Source organism: Hyphomonas sp. J20-32, from assembly GCF_055808555.1.
The window spans coordinates 1,098,977-1,117,741 of the sequence record NZ_CM147873.1 but is presented as its reverse complement, the minus strand read 5'-3'; the positions used below and the strand labels follow the sequence as shown (position 1 = coordinate 1,117,741).

23 protein-coding genes are annotated in these 18,765 nt (G+C 63.2%); 9 read left to right on the top strand and 14 right to left on the bottom strand.

The window, feature by feature from the left end; translation table 11 throughout:
- The first annotated feature begins 27 nt into the window (after positions 1-27).
- On the top strand, positions 28-1,269 hold the full coding sequence (locus AC0L7I_RS05655; RefSeq protein ID WP_473398572.1) for an MFS transporter: 1,242 nt from the start codon (positions 28-30) through the stop codon (positions 1,267-1,269).
- On the opposite strand, the gene AC0L7I_RS05650 is transcribed toward AC0L7I_RS05655, so the two are convergent.
- Together AC0L7I_RS05650 and AC0L7I_RS05645 are read right to left on the bottom strand one after the other, a co-directional pair.
- On the bottom strand, positions 1,259-1,630 hold the full coding sequence (locus AC0L7I_RS05650; RefSeq protein WP_473398571.1) for a VOC family protein: 372 nt from the start codon (positions 1,628-1,630) through the stop codon (positions 1,259-1,261). The genes AC0L7I_RS05655 and AC0L7I_RS05650 overlap by 11 nt on opposite strands.
- A 59-nt stretch (positions 1,631-1,689) precedes the next feature.
- Positions 1,690-2,463 carry an SDR family oxidoreductase gene (locus AC0L7I_RS05645; RefSeq protein ID WP_473398570.1) on the bottom strand — a complete coding sequence of 258 codons (774 nt, stop codon included), beginning with the start codon at positions 2,461-2,463 and terminating at the stop codon, positions 1,690-1,692.
- Positions 2,464-2,525: 62 nt separating this feature from the next.
- Here AC0L7I_RS05645 and AC0L7I_RS05640 point away from each other — a divergent pair, with 62 nt between their 5' ends.
- A complete protein-coding gene (locus AC0L7I_RS05640) occupies positions 2,526-3,164 on the top strand; it encodes a methylated-DNA--[protein]-cysteine S-methyltransferase (protein WP_473398568.1) in 639 nt (212 codons plus the stop codon).
- A 2-nt stretch (positions 3,165-3,166) separates the two neighbouring features.
- Here the strand turns inward: AC0L7I_RS05640 and AC0L7I_RS05635 are convergent, their stop codons facing one another.
- Positions 3,167-3,859 (bottom strand): helix-turn-helix transcriptional regulator, encoded by a 693-nt coding sequence (locus AC0L7I_RS05635; protein WP_473398567.1) that lies wholly within the window; start codon positions 3,857-3,859, stop codon positions 3,167-3,169.
- 94 nt (positions 3,860-3,953) lie between these two features.
- Here AC0L7I_RS05635 and AC0L7I_RS05630 point away from each other — a divergent pair, with 94 nt between their 5' ends.
- The 5 genes from AC0L7I_RS05630 to AC0L7I_RS05610 all read left to right on the top strand — a co-directional run bounded on the left by AC0L7I_RS05630 (position 3,954) and on the right by AC0L7I_RS05610 (position 7,859).
- On the top strand, positions 3,954-4,679 hold the full coding sequence (locus AC0L7I_RS05630) for a glutathione S-transferase family protein (RefSeq protein WP_473398566.1): 726 nt from the start codon (positions 3,954-3,956) through the stop codon (positions 4,677-4,679).
- A 119-nt stretch (positions 4,680-4,798) separates the two neighbouring features.
- On the top strand, positions 4,799-5,458 hold the full coding sequence (locus tag AC0L7I_RS05625) for a hypothetical protein (protein WP_473398565.1): 660 nt from the start codon (positions 4,799-4,801) through the stop codon (positions 5,456-5,458).
- A gap of 65 nt (positions 5,459-5,523) precedes the next feature.
- The gene (locus tag AC0L7I_RS05620) at positions 5,524-5,895 is read left to right on the top strand and encodes a hypothetical protein (protein WP_473398564.1); all 372 of its coding nucleotides are present in this window, start codon (positions 5,524-5,526) and stop codon (positions 5,893-5,895) included.
- Positions 5,896-5,987: 92 nt separating this feature from the next.
- Entirely contained in the window at positions 5,988-7,394 is a 1,407-nt protein-coding gene (lpdA, locus tag AC0L7I_RS05615) for a dihydrolipoyl dehydrogenase (protein WP_473398563.1), read from the top strand.
- Positions 7,395-7,412: 18 nt separating this feature from the next.
- Positions 7,413-7,859, top strand: a complete 447-nt coding sequence (locus tag AC0L7I_RS05610; protein ID WP_473398562.1) for a GNAT family N-acetyltransferase — start codon at positions 7,413-7,415, stop codon at positions 7,857-7,859.
- An 11-nt stretch (positions 7,860-7,870) separates the two neighbouring features.
- Here the strand turns inward: AC0L7I_RS05610 and AC0L7I_RS05605 are convergent, their stop codons facing one another.
- Positions 7,871-8,182: a winged helix-turn-helix domain-containing protein gene (locus AC0L7I_RS05605; protein ID WP_473398561.1), complete on the bottom strand. Its 312-nt coding sequence runs from the start codon at positions 8,180-8,182 to the stop codon at positions 7,871-7,873.
- Between the two features lie 6 nt (positions 8,183-8,188).
- On the bottom strand, positions 8,189-8,812 hold the full coding sequence (locus tag AC0L7I_RS05600) for a hypothetical protein (protein ID WP_473398560.1): 624 nt from the start codon (positions 8,810-8,812) through the stop codon (positions 8,189-8,191).
- Between the two features lie 125 nt (positions 8,813-8,937).
- Here AC0L7I_RS05600 and AC0L7I_RS05595 point away from each other — a divergent pair, with 125 nt between their 5' ends.
- Positions 8,938-10,284, top strand: a complete 1,347-nt coding sequence (locus AC0L7I_RS05595; RefSeq protein WP_473398559.1) for an ATP-dependent DNA helicase — start codon at positions 8,938-8,940, stop codon at positions 10,282-10,284.
- 13 nt (positions 10,285-10,297) lie between these two features.
- Here the strand turns inward: AC0L7I_RS05595 and AC0L7I_RS05590 are convergent, their stop codons facing one another.
- From AC0L7I_RS05590 to AC0L7I_RS05555, 8 genes are all read right to left on the bottom strand, one after another.
- Positions 10,298-11,023 (bottom strand): RDD family protein, encoded by a 726-nt coding sequence (locus AC0L7I_RS05590; protein WP_473398558.1) that lies wholly within the window; start codon positions 11,021-11,023, stop codon positions 10,298-10,300.
- Positions 11,024-11,120: 97 nt separating this feature from the next.
- Positions 11,121-11,351: a hypothetical protein gene (locus AC0L7I_RS05585; RefSeq protein WP_473398557.1), complete on the bottom strand. Its 231-nt coding sequence runs from the start codon at positions 11,349-11,351 to the stop codon at positions 11,121-11,123.
- A gap of 66 nt (positions 11,352-11,417) precedes the next feature.
- Entirely contained in the window at positions 11,418-11,873 is a 456-nt protein-coding gene (dut, locus tag AC0L7I_RS05580; RefSeq protein ID WP_473398556.1) for a dUTP diphosphatase, read from the bottom strand.
- A gap of 32 nt (positions 11,874-11,905) precedes the next feature.
- Positions 11,906-12,394: a GNAT family N-acetyltransferase gene (locus tag AC0L7I_RS05575; RefSeq protein WP_473398555.1), complete on the bottom strand. Its 489-nt coding sequence runs from the start codon at positions 12,392-12,394 to the stop codon at positions 11,906-11,908.
- Between the two features lie 44 nt (positions 12,395-12,438).
- Positions 12,439-13,671 carry a bifunctional phosphopantothenoylcysteine decarboxylase/phosphopantothenate--cysteine ligase CoaBC gene (coaBC, locus tag AC0L7I_RS05570; protein ID WP_473398554.1) on the bottom strand — a complete coding sequence of 411 codons (1,233 nt, stop codon included), beginning with the start codon at positions 13,669-13,671 and terminating at the stop codon, positions 12,439-12,441.
- A gap of 102 nt (positions 13,672-13,773) precedes the next feature.
- A complete protein-coding gene (locus tag AC0L7I_RS05565) occupies positions 13,774-14,190 on the bottom strand; it encodes a hypothetical protein (RefSeq protein WP_473398553.1) in 417 nt (138 codons plus the stop codon).
- Between the two features lie 112 nt (positions 14,191-14,302).
- Positions 14,303-15,832, bottom strand: coding sequence for an AarF/UbiB family protein (locus tag AC0L7I_RS05560; RefSeq protein ID WP_473398552.1), 1,530 nt, complete (start codon positions 15,830-15,832; stop codon positions 14,303-14,305).
- 2 nt (positions 15,833-15,834) lie between these two features.
- The gene (locus AC0L7I_RS05555) at positions 15,835-16,620 is read right to left on the bottom strand and encodes a class I SAM-dependent methyltransferase (protein ID WP_473398551.1); all 786 of its coding nucleotides are present in this window, start codon (positions 16,618-16,620) and stop codon (positions 15,835-15,837) included.
- Positions 16,621-16,668: 48 nt separating this feature from the next.
- On the opposite strand from AC0L7I_RS05555, the gene mutM reads away from it, so the two are divergent.
- Positions 16,669-17,514 (top strand): bifunctional DNA-formamidopyrimidine glycosylase/DNA-(apurinic or apyrimidinic site) lyase, encoded by an 846-nt coding sequence (gene mutM / locus AC0L7I_RS05550; protein WP_473398550.1) that lies wholly within the window; start codon positions 16,669-16,671, stop codon positions 17,512-17,514.
- Here mutM and AC0L7I_RS05545 read toward each other — a convergent pair.
- The gene (locus AC0L7I_RS05545; protein ID WP_473398549.1) at positions 17,511-18,713 is read right to left on the bottom strand and encodes an FAD-dependent oxidoreductase; all 1,203 of its coding nucleotides are present in this window, start codon (positions 18,711-18,713) and stop codon (positions 17,511-17,513) included. The genes mutM and AC0L7I_RS05545 overlap by 4 nt on opposite strands.
- Between the last annotated feature and the right edge of the window lie 52 nt (positions 18,714-18,765).

The following is an 18,765-nucleotide window of genomic DNA, read 5'->3' as shown; positions in this document are numbered from 1 at the left end:
GAACATGCCACGGGAGGGCATACGGGCATGACAGAGACTGAAAAACCCCTTCGCCCGCTGACCCGTCTTCAACAGGGCATGATCGCGCTGGCCATGGTCGCCATGGGCGCCGGCATGACGATCAACTTCGTGGTCGTGGCGCCACTGGCCCGCAAGGCCGGGCTCGCCGAGATCGAGGTTGCGGGCATCCTGACCCTTTCGTCAGCACTCTATGCGCTGATGATCCCGGTCTGGGGCCGCATCGCCGACCGGATCGGGCGCAAGCGCGTGATGGTATTCTCCCTGATGGCCATGGGTTTCATGAACATGGCCTTCCTGTTCGCGCTCAGCGCCGCATTGGCTGGCCTCGTCACCGGCCTGATGGCATTCTTCCTGCTCGCCTTCGTGCGGCTCTGGTTCGGCCTGCTCGCGCCGGGCCTGCAGCCGGCTTCGATGGCGGCCATGACGGATGCAACGACAACGATGACCCGCGCGGGCGGCCTCGGCATGCTGGGCGCGGCGATGAGCGTCGGCTCGATCCTTGGCCCGGCAGGCGCTGCTGTTCTGGCCCCGTTTGGCGCCCTCGTGCCTCTCTGGGGCACGATCATTCTCAATATCGCCGTCGGGATCATTCTCGCCTTTGTCCTGCCGCGCAGCCGCAATCGCGTGCGCGAAACCGTCCGGCCGACGCCGCTATCTCTGAGGGACAGGCGCGTCGTGCCGCACCTTGTATTCCTGTTCATCTATTTCATGGCCATCGGCATGATCCAGCAGACCATCGGCTGGTTCATCGAGGACCGGTATGGTTTCGTCGACACGGCGGCGCATACGGCCGGCGAAATTGCCGTGCGCCATACGGGCATCATCTTCTCCTGCCTCGCGGTGGCGATGATCATCGTCCAGTTCGGCTATATCGTGCCGCGTCGGCCCGACCCGCGGAAAATCCTCCCTATCGGGCTCGGGCTGGTCGCACTCGGCTATGTCTGCGCCGACATGTTCCACCCGTTCTGGGCCCTGTGCGCCAGCTTCTTTCTTGCCGGGATCGGCGGCGCGCTGGCCGTACCCTCGGCGAATGCGCTGGGCAGCCTGTCAGTGGAACGCCATGAGCAGGGCTCAGCAGCGGCCTTGCTGGCCGCTGCACCGCCGGCGGGTTTCGTGTTCGGTCCGCTGATCGGCGCCGGGCTCTACTCCCTGGCCGCGCCGCTGACGCTGTACGCTTCAGCGACCGTGATGGCGGTCCTGTCGGTCTACGCTTTTATCGTGACGGCGCGCCGCCCGATCAGCCCATGATGAAGGCGTTGAGCTTGTTGCCGTCCGGGTCGCGAAAATAGGCGGCATAGAACCCGCTGTCGCCGCGCGGCCCCGGCGGGCCTTCATCGGTTCCGCCATTGGTAAGCGCGATCTTGTAGAGGCGGTGGACCTGTTCCTTGTCCTTCGCCTGGAGCGCGACCATCGTGCCATTGCCCACCGTTGCCGGCTTGCCGTCGAAGGGCAGCGTTGCCGCCACGCCCGCCTGGCCGTCCGGCGTGCCCCAGGCGATGAACGTATCGAATTCCATCATGCGCGGCGTGCCCATTTCAGCGGCAATCGCATCGTAGAATCTGGCTGCCCGGGCGAGGTCGCTCACCCCCAGTGTTACATATCCAATCATGTCCTTCTCCCCATTTGAGGAAAAGAACATAACATGAACACACTCCAGCGGGCAATCCCCTAGAGGGCAGATATGCCGCCATCGACCTTGAGTTCGGCGCCGGTCACCAGTTTGGATTCGTCCGAGGCGAGATAAAGCACAGCATAGGCGATATCGTCAGGCTCACCGACCTTTCCGAGTGGGATCTGACGGCCGAGCTTTTCGAGCGCCTTTTCCTCGCCGAACATTTCCTTGGTGCGGTCGAGGATCGGCGTGTTGATGAACACCGGGTGGACCGAGTTCGAGCGGATCTGCCCGCCGGTCTTGGCACAATGCAGGGCGATGGATTTCGACAGGTGGCGCACAGCGGCCTTGGCCGTGTTGTAGGCGACATAATTGCCGCTCGCGATGATGCCGGCGATGGACGAGATATTGACGATCGAGCCGAGGCCATGGTCCCGCATCAAAGGAATCGCATACTTGCAGCCGAGGAAGATGGAATCGACGTCGACCGTCTGGACCTTCTTGAACATGTCATAGGTCTCGTCTTCGACGCTGCCGAGCGAGCCGATGCCGGCATTGTTGACCAGGATGTTGAGGCCGCCCATCGCGTCATGCGCCGCTTTCAGCACGTCCTGCCACTGGGCCTCGTCGGTGACGTCATGCTGGAAGGCAAAGGCGGTGCCCGCGCCATGTGCGGCATTGATTTCGGCAGCAACCTTTTCGGCGCCAGCGCCGTTCACATCCGTCAGCGTAACCTTTGCGCCTTCCTTGGCGAGCATCTTGCCGATGGCTTCGCCGAGGCCCTGTGCGCCGCCGGTGACGAGTGCCATTTTTCCCTGAACCCTGCCCATACCTGTTTCCTCTCGGTTTTTTCTGTGACGTCCTCCCTAGCAGGCGAAAGTTGCAGGGGCCAATGCCAATCTTTCCGGATTCACGCTTGATAGTGGACGCATTCGGGCCGATCCTTGACGCCATGACGAGGGATGCGGGTCCTGACCGGGCAGAAGCCCATTTCCACCTGTTCGACACGGCCATCGGCCCGTGCGGCCTGGCGTGGAATTCTGCGGGCCTCGTCCAGGTCCAGCTGCCAGAGGCCAATGAAGCCGCAACCGAGACCCGGCTCGGTCGAGTCGCGTCGGCGACATGGACCGACACGCTGCCCCGGTCGATCCAGAATTGCGCAGGGTGCATGCGCGCCTATTTCGACGGCGAGGCCATCGACTTCACCGATGTCGCACTCGACATGGGCCGGGCGAGCGCCTTCAACGCGAAGGTCTATACCGCCCTGCGCAAGGTCGGCTGGGGGCAGACGACCACCTATGGCACGCTGGCGAAATCGCTCGGCGATCCGCACGCCGCGCGGGCGATCGGGGCCGCTATGGGCAAGAATCCCTGGCCGCTGGTCGTGCCCTGCCACCGGGTGCTGGCCGCCTCCGGCAAGATTGGTGGCTTTTCGGCCTTTGGCGGACGGGCAACCAAGCGGCACATGCTGCAGCTGGAACGTGCCGATGCAGATGGGGCGGCGCCGACGCTGCCCGGCCTGTTCGACTGAAATCACGCCTTGCCGCGCTGTTCCTTGCGCTGCACTTCCCAGCGGCGCCGCAGGGTCGCGATCCGCTCCGGGAAGCGGCCGAGCATCTCGGCCTTGCGCACGCGGTCGGTGCGGAAATGGCGGAAATCCTGGCGCAGCTCGCACCACGCGCCAATGAGACGAACCTCATCCCAATAGGCGAGCAGGAAAGGCCAGATGACACGGCGGGTGACATTGCCGGCCTCATCGGCATAGTCGATGGCCAGCTTGTTCTGTCCACGGATCGCCCCCCTCACCAGCGCCACATCGAAATTGTCTTTCGGGCGCCGGCGGTAGCTGACGGGCACAAGGCCGGAATCGACAATCACGGGCTGCAGCTCGCGCGGTACGGCAACCGTCAGTTTGGCGATCAGGTCACGCGCGCCCCGAGACAGGGCCTCATCCCCGCGAGCGGCCACCCATTGGGCACCAAGCACGGCGGCTTCCAGTTCGTCGGCCGTCAGCATGAGCGGTGGCATGTCGTATCCATCCTCCAGCACGTAGCCGGTGCCGGCTTCGCCGCGGATCGGCACGCGCTGGGCGATCAGCTCGGCCATGTCGCGGTACAGCGTACGCAGGGAAACCTCGAGCTCTTCGGCCAATGCCTGGCCGGTGACTGGCGCGCGATGGCGGCGCAGGACCTGGATGATCTGGAACAGGCGTTCGGTGCGTCTCATGATTTCTCGACCCTACTGCCACACTGCTGACACCATGCTGTCAGCAGGCCTCGCGTATCAAGCCTCTATCGCAACCACGATATGGAGACAGACAATGATCACGCTTTACGGATGGGGCCCCATGTTCGACTGCCCCTCGCCCAGCCCCTATGTGATGAAATCGGACATCCAGCTGCAAATGCTCGGGCTGGAGTTCAACCGCGCCATCGCAGACCTCGACGCCGTATCCAAGCACAAGGCGCCCTATGTCATGGATGGCGACGTCCTGATCCAGGACAGCAATTTCATCCGCAGGCATTTCGAGAACAAGCTGGGTCGGTCACTGGCCGCAGGCCTGAGTGACGAGGACAGCGTAACCAGCTGGGCGCTGGAGCGGATGGCGGAAGACCATCTGACCACGATCATGGCGATGGAACGCTGGCTGAAGGACGACAATTTCTTCAAAGGGCCTGCCGCCTTCTTCAGCGACGTACCCGAACCCGCCCGGGCCAGCGTGATGCAGGACGTCCGCGACAGTATGACTGCAACACAAATGGCACGCGGCATGGCCCGGCATACGGAAAGCGAACGCATGCAACTCGCGGCGTGGGACCTCCAGGCCATCGCCATCCAGCTTGCCGGACAGGATTTCCTGTTTGGAGATTCACCGACCGTGGCTGATGCCAGCGTATCGGCCGTCCTGATCTCCTGCGCGACCGAGTATTTTGATACACCCCTGTCAGGCCTTGTGCGCGATCATACAAATCTCGTGAGCTATATGGACCGGATGAAGTCGCGGTATTTTGCGAAGAGCCTCTGGCCCGTGCCGGAAATGGCCTGACCGGCACCATCAAGCAGGGAGGGCGCATGGGCGTCCTTCCTGTCTTCTCACCCGCATTCAATCAAATTTGCAACGTCCCGTTCAGCCAGCATATACCGTCGCCGTGTTAGCCATACTGGATGCTCCGCAAGCTCATTGCCTCGCTGATTGCCCTCTATGCCATCGCCTTCGCGTTTGGCGCTTTGGCGGCTGTGCGCTGGCCATCGATCATGATGGTCGTCAGCTGGATGGTGCAGGACGATATCGCGAACGGCCTCGACGCTGTCGACTGGCGCGCGCTCGGCATTGCCTATGGCGCGCCCTACCTGCTCGCTGCACTCAGCTTCTATTGCTCGTCCGTCATGATTTCCGGCCGCCGCCGCGGCGGTGTGCTCTGGTACATCATGGGCCTCTGCGCCGGGTTCCCGACCGTCTATCTTGTCAGCTTCGAGGATGGCTGGTGGCAGGATCCGAGCATCGCTGAAGGCGCCGTGGCCGGTGCCGGCATCGGCGCTGTGCTGCTGCTGAGCGCCGTCTACGAACTTCGCAAGCGGGCGCCTGTCCGCGTGACAAGACCCGAGGCCGTTGATCCGGTCGCAGTCGCGCCCGACCCTGCCCCTGCCACCCCCGTACCACCCCCGCAGCCCGAACCAGCCACTACCGTCATACGCCCTCGCGCCACACCGCCGAAACCCGTGTTTGTTCCCGCCGCCATTGCCCGCCAGCGCGCAAGTTTCGCCGCCCATGGCCGCCGCATGAACGCAAAACGCCATGAACAGCGCACCATCCGCCTGTTCTGATTAGCGATTGCCGACACTCCCGCTTCGGCCTAGCCTGAGGCAGAGGCCAAGGGAGGCACGATCGAATGAATTCCAGAATGCTAGCCGCCGCCGCGCTGTCCTTGCTGTCCGCGTGGCTGTTGTGGCAAGGCCTGTCGGCCGTGATCGTGATAACCGGTCGTGGCAGCCCGTTGAGCGACGCACTGCTGCAACCCCCGACCAGCCTGATTCGCATCCTCGGCACGTCAGTCATATTGATTGGCGGCCTCCTCGCCCTGGCGCGGCGCGCTGGCGGCGCGCTGGTCGCTGCAATCGGCACGTTCCTGTTCCTCCTGCTGCCGGTCCTGATGGCTGCATCAGGTGCCGATTCGGCCATGTGGACCGACGAGGCGGTTTTCTCCGCCTGCCTGATCGCCCTGACAATTGCGCTTTTGGCCATCAGGCGGCAGAAAGCCTGAAGGCGCTTCAGCCGCCGCATTGATTTCGTAACCAAAATGCCTAGGTTGCAGGCACTCGCCCTAGAGGCTCCTTCAGCAAGGCAGAAAATCCCATGTCAGAGACCTATGATGTCGTCATTATCGGTGGCGGCCCCGGCGGCTACAATTGCGCCATTCGCGCCGGACAACTCGGTCTCAAGACCGCCTGTATCGAGATGCGCGACACCCTCGGTGGCACGTGCCTGAACGTCGGCTGCATTCCGTCCAAGGCCCTGCTGCACGCTTCGCAGATGTACGCATCGGCGCAGAACGACTTTGCCGGCATGGGCATCAAGGTCGGCAAGCTGGAACTCGACCTGGCAACAATGATGGCGCAGAAAGAGGAAGCGGTGGACGGCCTGACCAAGGGCGTCGAATTCCTGCTCAAGAAGAACAAGGTCGACCATATCCGCGGCAAGGGAAAGATTCTCGGCAAGGGAAAGGTCGAAGTCACCGCCGCGGACGGCAAGAAGACCGTGCTCGACACGAAGAACATCGTCATCGCTACGGGCTCGGAACCAACCAGCCTGCCCGGCATCGAGATCGACGAGGAGCGGGTTGTCACCAATACGGGCGCACTGTCGCTGACTGCCGTGCCGAAACGCCTGGTGCTGATCGGCGCAGGCGTGATCGGGCTCGAGATGGGGTCGGTCTGGGCGCGGCTGGGTTCGGAAGTCACGGTTGTCGAATATCTCGACCGCATCCTGCCGCCCGCCGACGCGGAAGTCGCCAAGGAAGCCCAGAAGACATTCAAGAAACAGGGCCTCGAATTCCGCCTGGGCATGAAAGTGACTGGCGTCGAGAAACTGAAAAGCAAGCTCAAGCTCAGCATGGAACCTGCCAAGGGCGGTGACAGCGAGACGATCGACGCCGATGTCGTGATTGTTGCGGTTGGGCGCCGCCCGTATACGGATGGACTTGGCCTCGACAGTATCGGCGTCAGCCCGGACAAGCGCGGCGTGATCCAGCCTGTGGATGGCCATTTCAAGGTGGCGGACGGCGTCTGGGCCGTCGGTGACTGCATTCCGGGCCCGATGCTGGCACACAAGGCCGAGGATGACGGCACAGCGGTTGCCGAACTGATCGCCGGCAAGGCCGGCCATGTCGATTACAATCTCGTGCCAAGCGTCGTGTACACGAATCCGGAGATCGCCTGGGTCGGCCAGAACGAAGAAGAACTGAAAGCCGCCGGCGTTGACTATGTGAAGGGCAAGTTCCCCTTCATGGCTAATTCGCGCGCGCGCACCAACCATGAAACAGTGGGCTTCGTGAAAATCCTTGCCGAAAAAGGCACGGACAGGATTCTCGGCGCACACATGATCGGCGTCGGAGTCGGCGAGATGATCGCCGAGATCTGCGTTGCCATGGAATTCGGCGCTGCGTCGGAAGACATCGCCCGCACCAGCCACGCCCACCCGACCTTGTCGGAAGCCGTTCGTCAGGCCGCCATGGGTGTCGAAGGCTGGACGATGCAAATGTAGTCGGATTATGCTCCCGGCATGTACACGCATGCCGGAGCCGGTTGGAACATCAGGCCGTTCGTCAGGAACGACCGTGTACCGTGCTTGCGCATTTTCCGGGACTGTTTGCGCGCCTTTCCCTGGCGGGGCGAATGGCAAGCCTTTTTGCCTGCACTGCAAAACGCCTTTGCCAGCGCGCGCGTGCTGGTCGCTGTCGAACCGTCAGCCGGTGTGATCGGTTTCCTCACGCTGAACGTCTCAACCGGCTATGTAGACCACCTCTTCGTGCACGAGGACTGGCGCCTGTGCGGGGTCGGGCGCGGTCTGCTCGACGTCGCCCGGAGCGAAGCGGGACAATCGCTGACGCTCGACGTCGACACGCAGAACATGGCAGCGCGTCACGCCTATGAGAAACTGGGATGGCGGGTGATGGCCGACGCAAAGCCATCGCGGTCCGGCACGCAGGTTCGCCTCATCAGCCCCTGACCCGCGGCCGCCTATTCCGCTGCCCGCATGAGGGCCTGCATCCGGTCGAGCCATGCAACCCAGCCCGCCCTGCCCTCATCGGTGAGGAAAACCCGTGTCTGGGGCCGCTTGCCGACAAAACGCTTCTCGATGCGGACATAACCGGCCTCTTCAAGCTTGCGCAGATGGGTCGACAGGTTGCCGTCAGTGGCACCGACCTTGGCTTTCAACTCGCCAAAGACAGCCGGGCTGACCGAGGACAGGTAGGCCATGATGCCGAGCCGCAGGCGTCCATGGATGACATCGTCAATATCAGTATGATCAAAGGGGTTGTCGATACTCATGGCGGATCAGACGGTTTCCGAAGGTTCGCCGCGCAAGAGCACGACCCCCGGGAGGCATACGGTGAGAAAGGCAACACCGGCGCCGAGCAGCCAGAGGATGTTGGAACCCATCAGGAAAACCGCAATGGCGACGCTGGCAATCGCGCCCCAGCCGGCCATTGCCAGCACCTTGTTTCCGGCGATCAGACCAGAGGTAAGCTGCGATAATCCATACACACCGAGCACGAGCGGCACGGACCAGACAAAGGCTTCGCTGGCCTGGCCATCAGCAAACGAGCGCAGGATCGCACCCGAAAAATAAGCACACAGGGTGATGCCGGCGCCGGTCCAGACCAGACCCGACACCTTGTTTCCGATTGATTCAGCGCCGGGCTTGCTCGTCGGGAAGGTCATCTGCAGCAGCTTGTATCCCCCGAAGCCGAGAATCCCGTAGGCGCTCCACATCCAGGCGAACGCGATTGGTTGCAGGCTCATCAGGCCTTCTGAAATCGCGTAGTGGCCAACATAGGCGAGTGTCGTCAGGCCGCCCCACCAGGAAAGGAAGCGCCCGCCAAGTAGGGGCGCGTTGCGGCCTGCCTCAGCCATGTCTCGCAAATAGGTAAGGTCGTCCGACAGGGATTGATGGCTCATTTCTCGTGTCCTTAATTCACTTTGCATTTCAAAGTAATTTGTTTTCAGTCAATGTCAATCCGGCCTCGGCCCCACCAGGTACCCCGGACCCTCGCCATGGAAGAAAAACCCCGTTAAGCGGGGACATGACCGAGACGCCTGCCGCAGATCCCGAAACCCTTTATGCTGCACCCGCCAGATGGGTCGCCACCGGCGCCGGGGCGCAAGGCAACCTGTTCCTCACCGGGCGCGCGGGCACCGGCAAGACCACGATGCTGCGCAAGTTCCTCGCTGGCGCAGGCGACAAGGCCGTCGTTCTGGCGCCCACCGGCGTCGCGGCCATGAACGCAGGCGGGCAGACGATCCATTCCTTTTTCAAACTGCCGCCGCGCCTGATCGAGCCCACCGATATCAAACGGCTGCGTTCGACCCGGCTGATCAAGGCCGTAGAAACCGTGATCATCGACGAGATTTCGATGGTGCGCTCCGATATGCTGGATGCGATTGACCGCAGCCTGAAACTGAACCGCATGTCGAAACGCCCGTTCGGCGGTGTGCGGATGATCTTGTCGGGCGACCTACACCAGCTGCCTCCGGTCGTTTCCAATAGCGAAGCGCCGATCCTTCAGCAGCGCTATGGCGGCAGCTATTTCTTCAATGCCCCGGCTTTCAAGGAAGCCGAGTTTGCATTGCTGGCGCTGAAACACGTGTTCCGGCAGGAAGACCCGCGGTTTCTTGCCTTGCTGGGCGCCTTGCGGACGGGCCGGGTCACGCCGATGGACGAGGCTGTATTGCGGGGCGTCGTCTCGTCGCGCAGCGCAGTCGATGCCTCCGAGACGCATGTCGTGCTGACGCCGAACAATGCCAATGCCTATCGCATCAACCAGGCGCGGCTCGAAGGCCTGACCGCTCGGTCAAAGACGTTCGCCGCAGATGTACAGGGGCAGTTTGACGAAAAATCCTACCCGACCGAGGCCGACCTCGAACTGAAGGAAGGTGCTCGGGTCATGTTGATCCGGAACGACCCCGAAGGCCGCTGGGTCAACGGATCCCTGGCAATTGTAGAAGGCTTTTCAGGTCAAACGGTGATCGTGTCGATCGAGGGGCGAGCCTATGAAATCGAGCCGACCGCCTGGGAGAAATATCGCTACGAACTCGACCCCGAAACCAAGAAGGTGAAGCGTGAAGTAGTCGGCACGTTCAAGCAGGTGCCGCTGCGCCTTGCCTATGCCGTGACCATCCACAAGGCGCAGGGCCTGACGCTGGACAAGGTGTTCATTGATTTCGACAGCGGCATGTTCGCCCATGGGCAAGCCTATGTTGCCTTTTCCCGCGCGCGCACGCTGGAAGGGCTGGAAATCAGTCGTGAACTGCGCCCCCGCGATCTCGTGCTGGACCGCGAGGCATTTGCATTCGGAAAGCTCGATACCATCGAGGACACCGACGCCTATCTCCTGGCCAAGTTCGCCAAGGAAGACAGCACGCTGATCTGACGCGAGCGGGACCCTAGGCGAAGACTTCCGAATAGGATGCCTGGCCGGCGGCGCGGGCGCATACCATCGTGCCAGCCATCATGTCATGCACGCCTTTGCGGTCAGCGCGGAACAACCCGAGCAGGTATCCCGCATAGAACGGGATGATATTGACCGCGAAACGCCCCAGCGTGTTGCGCATGATGACGCTGCCCAGGCCAGGCTTGCCGCCATCCTTGCTGGTGACAATCGCGCCGACCATCAGCTTGCCCAGAGTGGCCTGCATGGCCGAACCTTCCATGGCGATACCGTAGACAGCCTGGGCAATGAAAATGAGCAGACCGGCCTTGATGAACTCGAGATTGGCATTGGTTGCCTCGAACGAGCGCGGCTCCGCCGTAGCCAGTGTTTCAAGGGCGCCATTCAGCGAGGGCATGAGAATCATGGCCATGGGAACCACGATGAGAAGCTCATCGACGATGCGGGCGACGATGCGACGGCCGAACACGGGCTTGCCCGCAGGTTTTCCGGCAGAACCATACGAGGGCTGCGGCGTACTGGACGGCATGGGAAAGGACGACGATGTTTCCGAAGCGCGCATGCCGCGTTCGGCTTCAAGGAAGGCGCGCGCTTCCGGCGACAGATCGCCCGATGGATGCGCAGGCATTGCGAATACGCCAGCCGATGAAGATGAGGCCCGGCGCTTGCCAAAGGCTGGCGCCCGGCCTGATCCAGCGTTCTTTTTGCCAAAAGTCGCCATACGGTGTCCCTCCGTTTGGCGCCTTGTTTACACGAGAGGTTTTAGTATCCCATGGACTGGAATGGGCCAATTTTGCGAACAGCGTTAACAGAATCGGTCAGGCGAGCTTGCGGATTTCATCGGCGAGCTGACGATCATTGTCAGTGACGATCTTTTCGAGCACGTGAACGCGTTCCTTCAGCCGCTCGATGTCGGTTTGCATACGCGCGACGTCCTTCTCGGACGCAGCATCAGCCTGCCTGTTCTGCTTCATCTGGAAGTAATTCTTCAGCACGCCCGCACCGACGGAAATCAGCACGATGATCACAACCATTTCGAACGGGTTCATTGGGCGGGTCCTCTCACTATATCGTTTTTCGATATATGGGCAGATTTCCGCCCGATGCAAGGGCCATTATCGCCCCGTCGAGCCGAATCCGCCAGCCCCCCGGTCGGTTTCGTCAAGGCTTCCGACCGATTTCCAGTCGAGCTGCGTGACGGGCGCCAGCACGAGCTGGGCAATCCTTTCGCCCCGCGCGATGGTGAAAGGCGCATCGCCGAGATTGACCAGGATGACCTTGATCTCGCCGCGATAGTCACTGTCGATCGTGCCGGGCGTATTGAGGCAGGTAAGGCCATGCTTGGCAGCGAGGCCCGAGCGCGGACGCACCTGGATCTCATACCCTTCCGGAATCGCGACGCTGAGGCCCGTGGGCACCATGGCGCGGTGTCCGGGCATCAGGACCATGGGATCGGCCTCAGGAACGGCGGCGCGTACATCCATCCCGGCAGACCCGGTTGTCTCATAAGCGGGCAGGTCGAGTCCCTCGAAATGAGGCAACGGGCAGACATTTACGGCAACTTTTTTCATGACCGCAGGCGTGTTTGAGTCGCGCGGCCGAGTCAAGCCAGTGGGCGGGCTAGATACACGACTTCCTTCGTATCGTCAGCATAGCTTCGCCGGCCGATCTCCTGGAAACCGAGGCGCTGATGGAAGCGCAGCGAGCCGGGATTGGGCGGGCGCAAGTTCACTTCGCAGGTGATCCACGGCGTCTTGCCAGCATAGGCGTCGAAGGCAGCCGCATACAGCGCAGCGCCTACACCTTGGCCACGGCCCGTTTCAGCAATCGCGATCCGGTCGACATAGATGAAATCATCGCCCCAGGCTTCCAGCCAGCGCAGATTAGCGCTGGTATATTCCATCGTGCCGGGCGGAAGCAGGTTGATGAAGCCGAGCAGATTTCCCGCCTCGTCGACAGCGACGCGGGCATCGCTGAGGCCCAGCCATTTTCCGAGCGATTCCTGCGTCTCATCCCCCACGCCGGGCACGCCCGCCTGGTTGATGACATGGAGGGCCTGCAGGTCGGTCGGGTCATAGGGACGAATGATCATGGCGGGCGAGTGCGTCAGCCGCGCGCGCGAGTCAATGTGCGTTCCTACTCCGCCGCAAGGCGGACGCCGCCATCGTCGCCCGTCAGTTCGGCAGCGATCCTGCGCGCAAGGCGGCTGGCCACCTCGTCCTTGCCCATGCGGGGCCAGCGCTCAGCATCGTCATGCGAAATCAGCACGACTTCGTTTTCAGCGCCACCCATGACATCCCCGGACACGTCATTGGCGACAATCCAGTCGCAACCCTTACGGTCGAGCTTGGCACGAGCAAAGTCTTCAACATCGTGCGTCTCGGCGGCAAAGCCGATGACGAGACGCGGGCGATGCTTGCGCTTGTTGGACAGGGTTTTGAGAATGTCCGGATTTTCGGCGAGTTCCATGGAAGGCGCCTCGCTGCCGGCGCCCTTGATCTTGAGCTTCTTGGTGGCGGCTCGCGCCGGGCGCCAGTCCGCAACAGCCGCGACTGATACGAACACGTCGGCAGGCAAGGCCTCCTCGCAAGCCTTCAGCATCTGGCGCGCAGTCTCGACATTCAGCAGCGTCACACCACGCGGCGGCGAGAGCGAAACAGGGCCGGACACGAGCGTGACGCGAGCCCCCTGTGCAGCCAAGGCAGCGGCAATGGCATAGCCCTGACGGCCGGAGGAGTGATTTGAAAGAAAACGGACTGGATCGAGCGGCTCTCGCGTCGGCCCGGCTGTGACGAGCGCATGAAAGCCCGTCAGGGCGCCGTGGCCCTGGCCTTCAAGCTGCGCTTCGATGGCTGCAATGATGGCAGGCAGTTCCGGCAGGCGGCCGGGACCGAACTCGCCGCAGGCCATGGCGCCTTCGTCGGGCTCCATCACGGTAACGCCATCAGCGCGCAGCTGCGCGACATTGCGGATCGTTGCCGCATGCTGCCACATGCGCACATTCATGGCGGGCACCATGAGCACCGGCTTGTCGGTGGCCAGCAGCATGGTGGACGCTAGGTCATTGGCAAGGCCTGCATTGGCCTTTGCCATCAGGTCGGCCGTGGCCGGGCAGACAACGACAAGGTCGGCCGAACGCGAAAGCTGGATGTGGCCCATCTCGGCTTCCTCATCCAAGTCGAAGAGTTCGGTATAGGCCTTGTCGCCGGACAGGGCGGATACCGAGAGCGGTGTCACGAATTCCTGGCCTGCCCTCGTCACGATGCAGCGGCTGGCAATGCCACGCCGGCCCAGCTCGCGGATCAGCTCAAGGCTTTTGTAGGCGGCAATGCCGCCGCCGATGACAAGGAGGATGCGCTTCTGTTCCATGGACCTTCAAATAGGTTGCTGGCGCCTTCTTAGCGCAAAATCCTTGCACAAACCCGACAAAAGCCCGTGAAAGCGCAGCTACCGGTAAAGATTTGGGGCAATTCAGTCAGGATTCCGGTGTGCCCGGACCGCGCGGACCGACTGCGGCGCATAGACGATCACGGTCTTGTAGGGATTGCGCGGCGGCTTCTTGAGCCGGATCACGGTCTTTGCGGTGAGTGACGGATCAGCATTGTCGGTGCCTGCCCTGCCGGTTGGCGTGACTGAAGCGCCGCGGAACACGCGGATGCTGCTGGAGGCGCCTTCGCGCCGGGGTGAGACGGTAATGATCCGAGCCTGACTGGCCGCTGCCGGGTCCGTGCGGCCCGATCCGCCCTTCAGGTCTGGTGCTGACCAGACAGCTGATTGCGGGAACAGGCCGGCATGATCGACCGTCGGTCCAACGCGGATAAGGTCGCGCGCCAGCGCCTCTGGCGCCAGCAAGATGAGGCTCGCAGCGGCAAACAGGAATGGCTTCATGACGCGTCCCTTCCGACTCGGAAAGGCAAAGCCTACGGCATTCGTTAACGCGGATTAAGGACTTACACCCTGTGCGGGAGTGAAGCCTGCACATTACGCCATCGAAGGCCGGTCAGCTGAGGCTGGCGACACCGGCATAGGCGATCAATGCGAGGATGGTGACGAGGCCGAACCATCCCCACCAGGGGGCGAAGCGGTCGCGAGGGGGCGGTGCGGGCGTGGCAGGGCCGTCGAGCGAGGCCTCGAAACGGTCCATGACGTCTGGCAGCCGTTTCAGCCTGTTGGTCACTTCGCGCAGGTTGGCGCTGACAAGGCGCGCCGCACCCTCGGGCCCGAAACTGCGGCGCACCCACGCGCCGACCACAGGCTCAGACGCGTTCCAGATATTGTGTGACGGATCAATCGCCCGGGCGACGCCCTCGACCTGGACCATCGTCTTCTGGAGCAGGACGAGTTCCGGCCGCATCGCCATGCCGAACGTGTGCGTATAGTCGAACAGCTGCAGGAGCACGCGGCCCATGGAGACTTCTTCGGCCGGCTTGCCGTGAACCGGCTCGCCAATCGAGCGCAGGGCCTGGGCAAAGTCGCCGACGGACTGGCTGGGCGGCACATAACCCGCCTCAAAGTGGACTTCCGCGATACGCGTATAGTCGCGCTTCAGGAAACCCCACAGGATTTCGGCGAGGAAGCGTCGCTCGGTCATGCCGATGCGGCCGATAATGCCGAAATCGACAAGCGCGACCTTGCCTTCCGGCGTGATGATGATGTTGCCTTCGTGCATGTCTGCATGGAAGACGCCGTGCTCGATGGCATGGGTCAGGAACCCGCGCGTGATGTCATTGGCGAGCGCAGCCCGGTCGATGGCGGGATTGGCCAGCGCCTCAGGGTCAGTCAGCGGAATGCCTTCGACCCAGTCGGTCGTGAGCACGCGCCGGCCGGTGCGATCCCAGTCAACTTTGGGGACCTGGAAATAGCCGCTCTTCTCGCTGAGCTCGCGCATTTCGTCGGCCCCGCCTGCTTCGAGGCGAAGGTCGGTCTCGCGCATCATGGCCGCAGCGATCGTCTCGGTGAATGCGACCGGCTTCAGGCGGCGGCTGTCGACGGATACGCCTTCAATCGTGCGCGCCGCCCGCTTCATGGCGGACAGTTCGCGGATCAGCTGGCCTTCAATGCCGGGGCGCAGGATTTTCACCGCGCGGGATCCGCCCGCCGTCTCCATCCTGTGGACCTGCGCCAGCGACGCGGCGGCAATCGGCGGTCCGAGTTCCGGGAAGAGACGGTTTGCCTCCTCCAGCCCGAATTCCTCGACCAACGCTGCGCGGGCGAGCTTGTCCGAGAAAGGCGGCAGCTTGTCCTTGAGGCGGCTGAGATCGGTCGTCACGTCCGAACCGAACACGTCCGGGCGCGTCGCCAGGAACTGGCCGAGCTTGATATAGGCAGGCCCGAGTTTCTCTAGGGCGCGGGCGAGGCGTTCGCCGGGTCGTCCCCGCGCGCCACCACCGAATACGCGCAAAACGCCGCCCGCAATCCGCGCAGGAACCGGCAGGCGCGACTGGTACGCATCCGGGAGAATCACGTCATGCCGGGCAAGAGAGGTGCCCGCCCGCATCAGGCGCAGGTAGTCGGACAGGGCATTCGGCATCGCTAGACCGCCCAGCCGAAGTGAAGGGCTGCGATACCGCCGGAAAAATTGGTCACAGACACGCGGGAAAAACCCACGCCTTCCATTTCCGCACGGAATGTCTCCTGATCCGGGAACTGACGAATGGATTCTACGAGATACTGGTAGCTCTCCCTGTCGCCCGCAACGAGGCTGCCGAGGCGCGGGATCACATTATAGCTGTAGGTGTCATAGGCGGCCTGAAGGGCAGGCGCCGTCATATGGCTGAACTCGAGCACGCCGAGTCGGCCACCGGGCTTCAGCACGCGGCGGAATTCCCTGAGGCCAGCAACCCGGTCGGCGAAATTGCGGATGCCGAACGAGACGGTGACGGCATCAAACGTGCGGTCGGGGTATGGCAGGTTCTGGCCATCGGCGCAGACCCAGTCGAGCCGGCCTTCCCATTTCGCATTGTCGGCACGCGCCTTGCCGGCCTCCAGCATCGCATCATTGATGTCGCAGACAATGGCCGTGGCCTTGTCTGACACGCCACGCCGCTTGCCGGCCTTGTCGGCCAGTTCCAGGAAGGCCCGCGCAAGCTCGCCCGTGCCGCCCGCCACATCCAGGTGGCGCTCGCCCGGTTGCGGGTTCAGCTTGTTCATCGCGTCATGCTTCCAGAGGCGGTGCACGCCAGCCGACATGAGATCGTTCATCAGGTCGTAGCGCGAGGCGACCGAGCGGAACACGCCCTTGACCCGGGCGACCTTCTCGGCCTCCGTCACCTCTTCGAACCCGAAGGAGACCTTGCGCTCTGTTTTCGTCTCTGACATGCGCGCCACCATAGTTGCCCTGACTGCCATAGGCTATATGCGATAAGAATGCCTGAATTACCCGAAGTCGAGACAGTTCGCCGCGGACTTGCCCCTGTCATGGAGGGCCAGACGATCCTGTCCCTGCTGCAGAACCGGCCCGATCTCCGCTTCCCCTTCCCCGACCGCTTTGCCGAGCGCGTCAGCGGCGCGCGGATCGAACGGCTCGGGCGCCGCGCGAAATTCCTAACGGCCGATCTCTCGACAGGCGAAGTGCTGGTCATGCATCTTGGCATGACGGGGCGATTCACCGTCGGCGGCGGAACGACGGCGGACTTCCACCATGAGACCGGCGAGGATGCGCGCCACGACCATGTCGTCTTCCACATGGAGGACGGTCACACCGTTACCTACAATGACCCGCGCCGTTTCGGTTTCATGGAGCTGTGGCCCGCCGCGACGTTCGAATCCTATCCGCGCCTGAAGGCGATGGGCCCGGAGCCCCTGTCGAACGGGTTCTCGGCGGCTTACCTGGACGCCGCGCTGAAGGGCAAGGCGACTCCCATCAAGGCGGCCCTGCTGGACCAATCCATCATCGCGGGCCTCGGCAATATCTATGTCTGCGAGGCGCTTTACCGGGCGGGAATATCGCCGAAGCGAAAATCCTCCAGCATTCCAGGCCAGCGTGCCGCGCGGCTGGCGCCGGCGATCAACCAGGTGATTGCCGAAGCGATCGATGCGGGCGGATCGTCGATTTCCGACTTTGCCAGCGCCAGCGGCGAGCTCGGTTATTTCCAGCACCGGTTCGATGTTTATGACCGCGAACACAAGCCCTGCAAGACGTGCGGGGCCAATGTGAAACGGATCGTGCAGTCCGGGCGGTCGAGCTTTTACTGCAGCACCTGCCAGCGCTAGCGGCCCGGCTTCAGGCCCAGCCGCCAGAGCGGTGCGCCGAGCCCGCCTGAGACCATCGCCGCCAGAACCTGCGGGCCGGGCCAGATGCGGCTGACGGGCGCAGCCAGCCAGTCGCGCAGCCAGGGCAGGACACGTGAGTCCGACTGGTAGACCGGCGTGAACAGGAAACTCATCAATTGGAACAGGCGCACATGGCTCGCGCGCATGCGGGCATAGTCAGCCAGCGCCTCTCGGGCATCCGGCTTGCTGCCAATGGCCCGGGCGAGCGCACAGGCATCGAGCAGGGCCATGTTGGCGCCCTGCCCCAATTGCGGGCTGGCGGCGTGCCAGCTGTCGCCGAGGTGGACCAAGCGGCCCGACACGGCGGGCCAGTGCGTCCGGTGGCTGTAGCGGGCAAAGGTGAGGTCGGTGTGGGTCTTGAGGGGGGCCAGGAGGGGCTCGGTCTCCGGCCAGAGCGAGAGCGCGGCATCGCGCCAATGGTTGAGCGGAGCTGCCCGCCAGGCATCATGCCGGTCGCCACGAATGGACCAGAAATAGGTGACGGTCTTCGGCTGGCCGTCGGCAACGCTGCCAGACGGCATGACACCAGCCATGCGGCTGGCGGCCTCGTAGCGCTGTTCGAGCGCGTCGTTGCGGAACGGTCCGGACCTCGGCCAGGGCAGCGTGGCCCAGAGCGCGCCATAAGGCAGGTCCCGGCGCGGCGATGAGGCCAGAACCGACCGCACACCGAGGGCGTCGACGACCACATCGAACGGCCCGTGTACGCCGCCGCCGGAATCGATGAGTGTCGCATCGTTCGGATTGGCTGCCGTGATACGGGTCGATGGCACGAGGCGCGCGCCGGCGGCGAGCGCTGCGACATGGACGAGATTGAACAATGTTGGGCGCTGGATCGAAACGCCCATCAGGCCGGACCGGAGCGACCCGTAGCGCACATCCAGCACCGTGCGACCGGACGGATTCGAGCGGCCATAGAGGCGGCGGATGGGCGCGCCAAGCAATTCGGCCCCTGCCCGCAGGCCGAGTTCGTTCAAGACCGTGAGCCCTGTCTCCTGCAGGATCAGGCCCGAGCCGACTGGCCCGGCGGTCTCGAACTGGTCGAACACGGTGACGCGGTGGCCTTCCCGGGCAAGGAATGCCGCAGCTGCCAGCCCGCCAATGCCGGCGCCCGCAATTCCGATGCTGAGCGGCGTCGCCAAATCCTATCGCCTCCCTTTAGCGCCGCGCCCTTGGCATAGGTGCCACCCTAGG

What these genes read in the sequence shown, in the direction of transcription:
- AC0L7I_RS05655 (WP_473398572.1), top strand. Translation starts at nt 28, where the DNA reads ATGACAGAGACTGAAAAACCCCTTCGCCCGCTGACCCGTCTTCAACAG.
- AC0L7I_RS05650 (WP_473398571.1), bottom strand. Translation starts at nt 1,630, where the DNA reads ATGATTGGATATGTAACACTGGGGGTGAGCGACCTCGCCCGGGCAGCC.
- AC0L7I_RS05645 (WP_473398570.1), bottom strand. Translation starts at nt 2,463, where the DNA reads ATGGGCAGGGTTCAGGGAAAAATGGCACTCGTCACCGGCGGCGCACAG.
- AC0L7I_RS05640 (WP_473398568.1), top strand. Translation starts at nt 2,526, where the DNA reads ATGCCAATCTTTCCGGATTCACGCTTGATAGTGGACGCATTCGGGCCG.
- AC0L7I_RS05635 (WP_473398567.1), bottom strand. Translation starts at nt 3,859, where the DNA reads ATGAGACGCACCGAACGCCTGTTCCAGATCATCCAGGTCCTGCGCCGC.
- AC0L7I_RS05630 (WP_473398566.1), top strand. Translation starts at nt 3,954, where the DNA reads ATGATCACGCTTTACGGATGGGGCCCCATGTTCGACTGCCCCTCGCCC.
- AC0L7I_RS05625 (WP_473398565.1), top strand. Translation starts at nt 4,799, where the DNA reads ATGCTCCGCAAGCTCATTGCCTCGCTGATTGCCCTCTATGCCATCGCC.
- AC0L7I_RS05620 (WP_473398564.1), top strand. Translation starts at nt 5,524, where the DNA reads ATGAATTCCAGAATGCTAGCCGCCGCCGCGCTGTCCTTGCTGTCCGCG.
- lpdA (WP_473398563.1), top strand. Translation starts at nt 5,988, where the DNA reads ATGTCAGAGACCTATGATGTCGTCATTATCGGTGGCGGCCCCGGCGGC.
- AC0L7I_RS05610 (WP_473398562.1), top strand. Translation starts at nt 7,413, where the DNA reads ATGTACACGCATGCCGGAGCCGGTTGGAACATCAGGCCGTTCGTCAGG.
- AC0L7I_RS05605 (WP_473398561.1), bottom strand. Translation starts at nt 8,182, where the DNA reads ATGAGTATCGACAACCCCTTTGATCATACTGATATTGACGATGTCATC.
- AC0L7I_RS05600 (WP_473398560.1), bottom strand. Translation starts at nt 8,812, where the DNA reads ATGAGCCATCAATCCCTGTCGGACGACCTTACCTATTTGCGAGACATG.
- AC0L7I_RS05595 (WP_473398559.1), top strand. Translation starts at nt 8,938, where the DNA reads ATGACCGAGACGCCTGCCGCAGATCCCGAAACCCTTTATGCTGCACCC.
- AC0L7I_RS05590 (WP_473398558.1), bottom strand. Translation starts at nt 11,023, where the DNA reads ATGGCGACTTTTGGCAAAAAGAACGCTGGATCAGGCCGGGCGCCAGCC.
- AC0L7I_RS05585 (WP_473398557.1), bottom strand. Translation starts at nt 11,351, where the DNA reads ATGAACCCGTTCGAAATGGTTGTGATCATCGTGCTGATTTCCGTCGGT.
- dut (WP_473398556.1), bottom strand. Translation starts at nt 11,873, where the DNA reads ATGAAAAAAGTTGCCGTAAATGTCTGCCCGTTGCCTCATTTCGAGGGA.
- AC0L7I_RS05575 (WP_473398555.1), bottom strand. Translation starts at nt 12,394, where the DNA reads ATGATCATTCGTCCCTATGACCCGACCGACCTGCAGGCCCTCCATGTC.
- coaBC (WP_473398554.1), bottom strand. Translation starts at nt 13,671, where the DNA reads ATGGAACAGAAGCGCATCCTCCTTGTCATCGGCGGCGGCATTGCCGCC.
- AC0L7I_RS05565 (WP_473398553.1), bottom strand. Translation starts at nt 14,190, where the DNA reads ATGAAGCCATTCCTGTTTGCCGCTGCGAGCCTCATCTTGCTGGCGCCA.
- AC0L7I_RS05560 (WP_473398552.1), bottom strand. Translation starts at nt 15,832, where the DNA reads ATGCCGAATGCCCTGTCCGACTACCTGCGCCTGATGCGGGCGGGCACC.
- AC0L7I_RS05555 (WP_473398551.1), bottom strand. Translation starts at nt 16,620, where the DNA reads ATGTCAGAGACGAAAACAGAGCGCAAGGTCTCCTTCGGGTTCGAAGAG.
- mutM (WP_473398550.1), top strand. Translation starts at nt 16,669, where the DNA reads ATGCCTGAATTACCCGAAGTCGAGACAGTTCGCCGCGGACTTGCCCCT.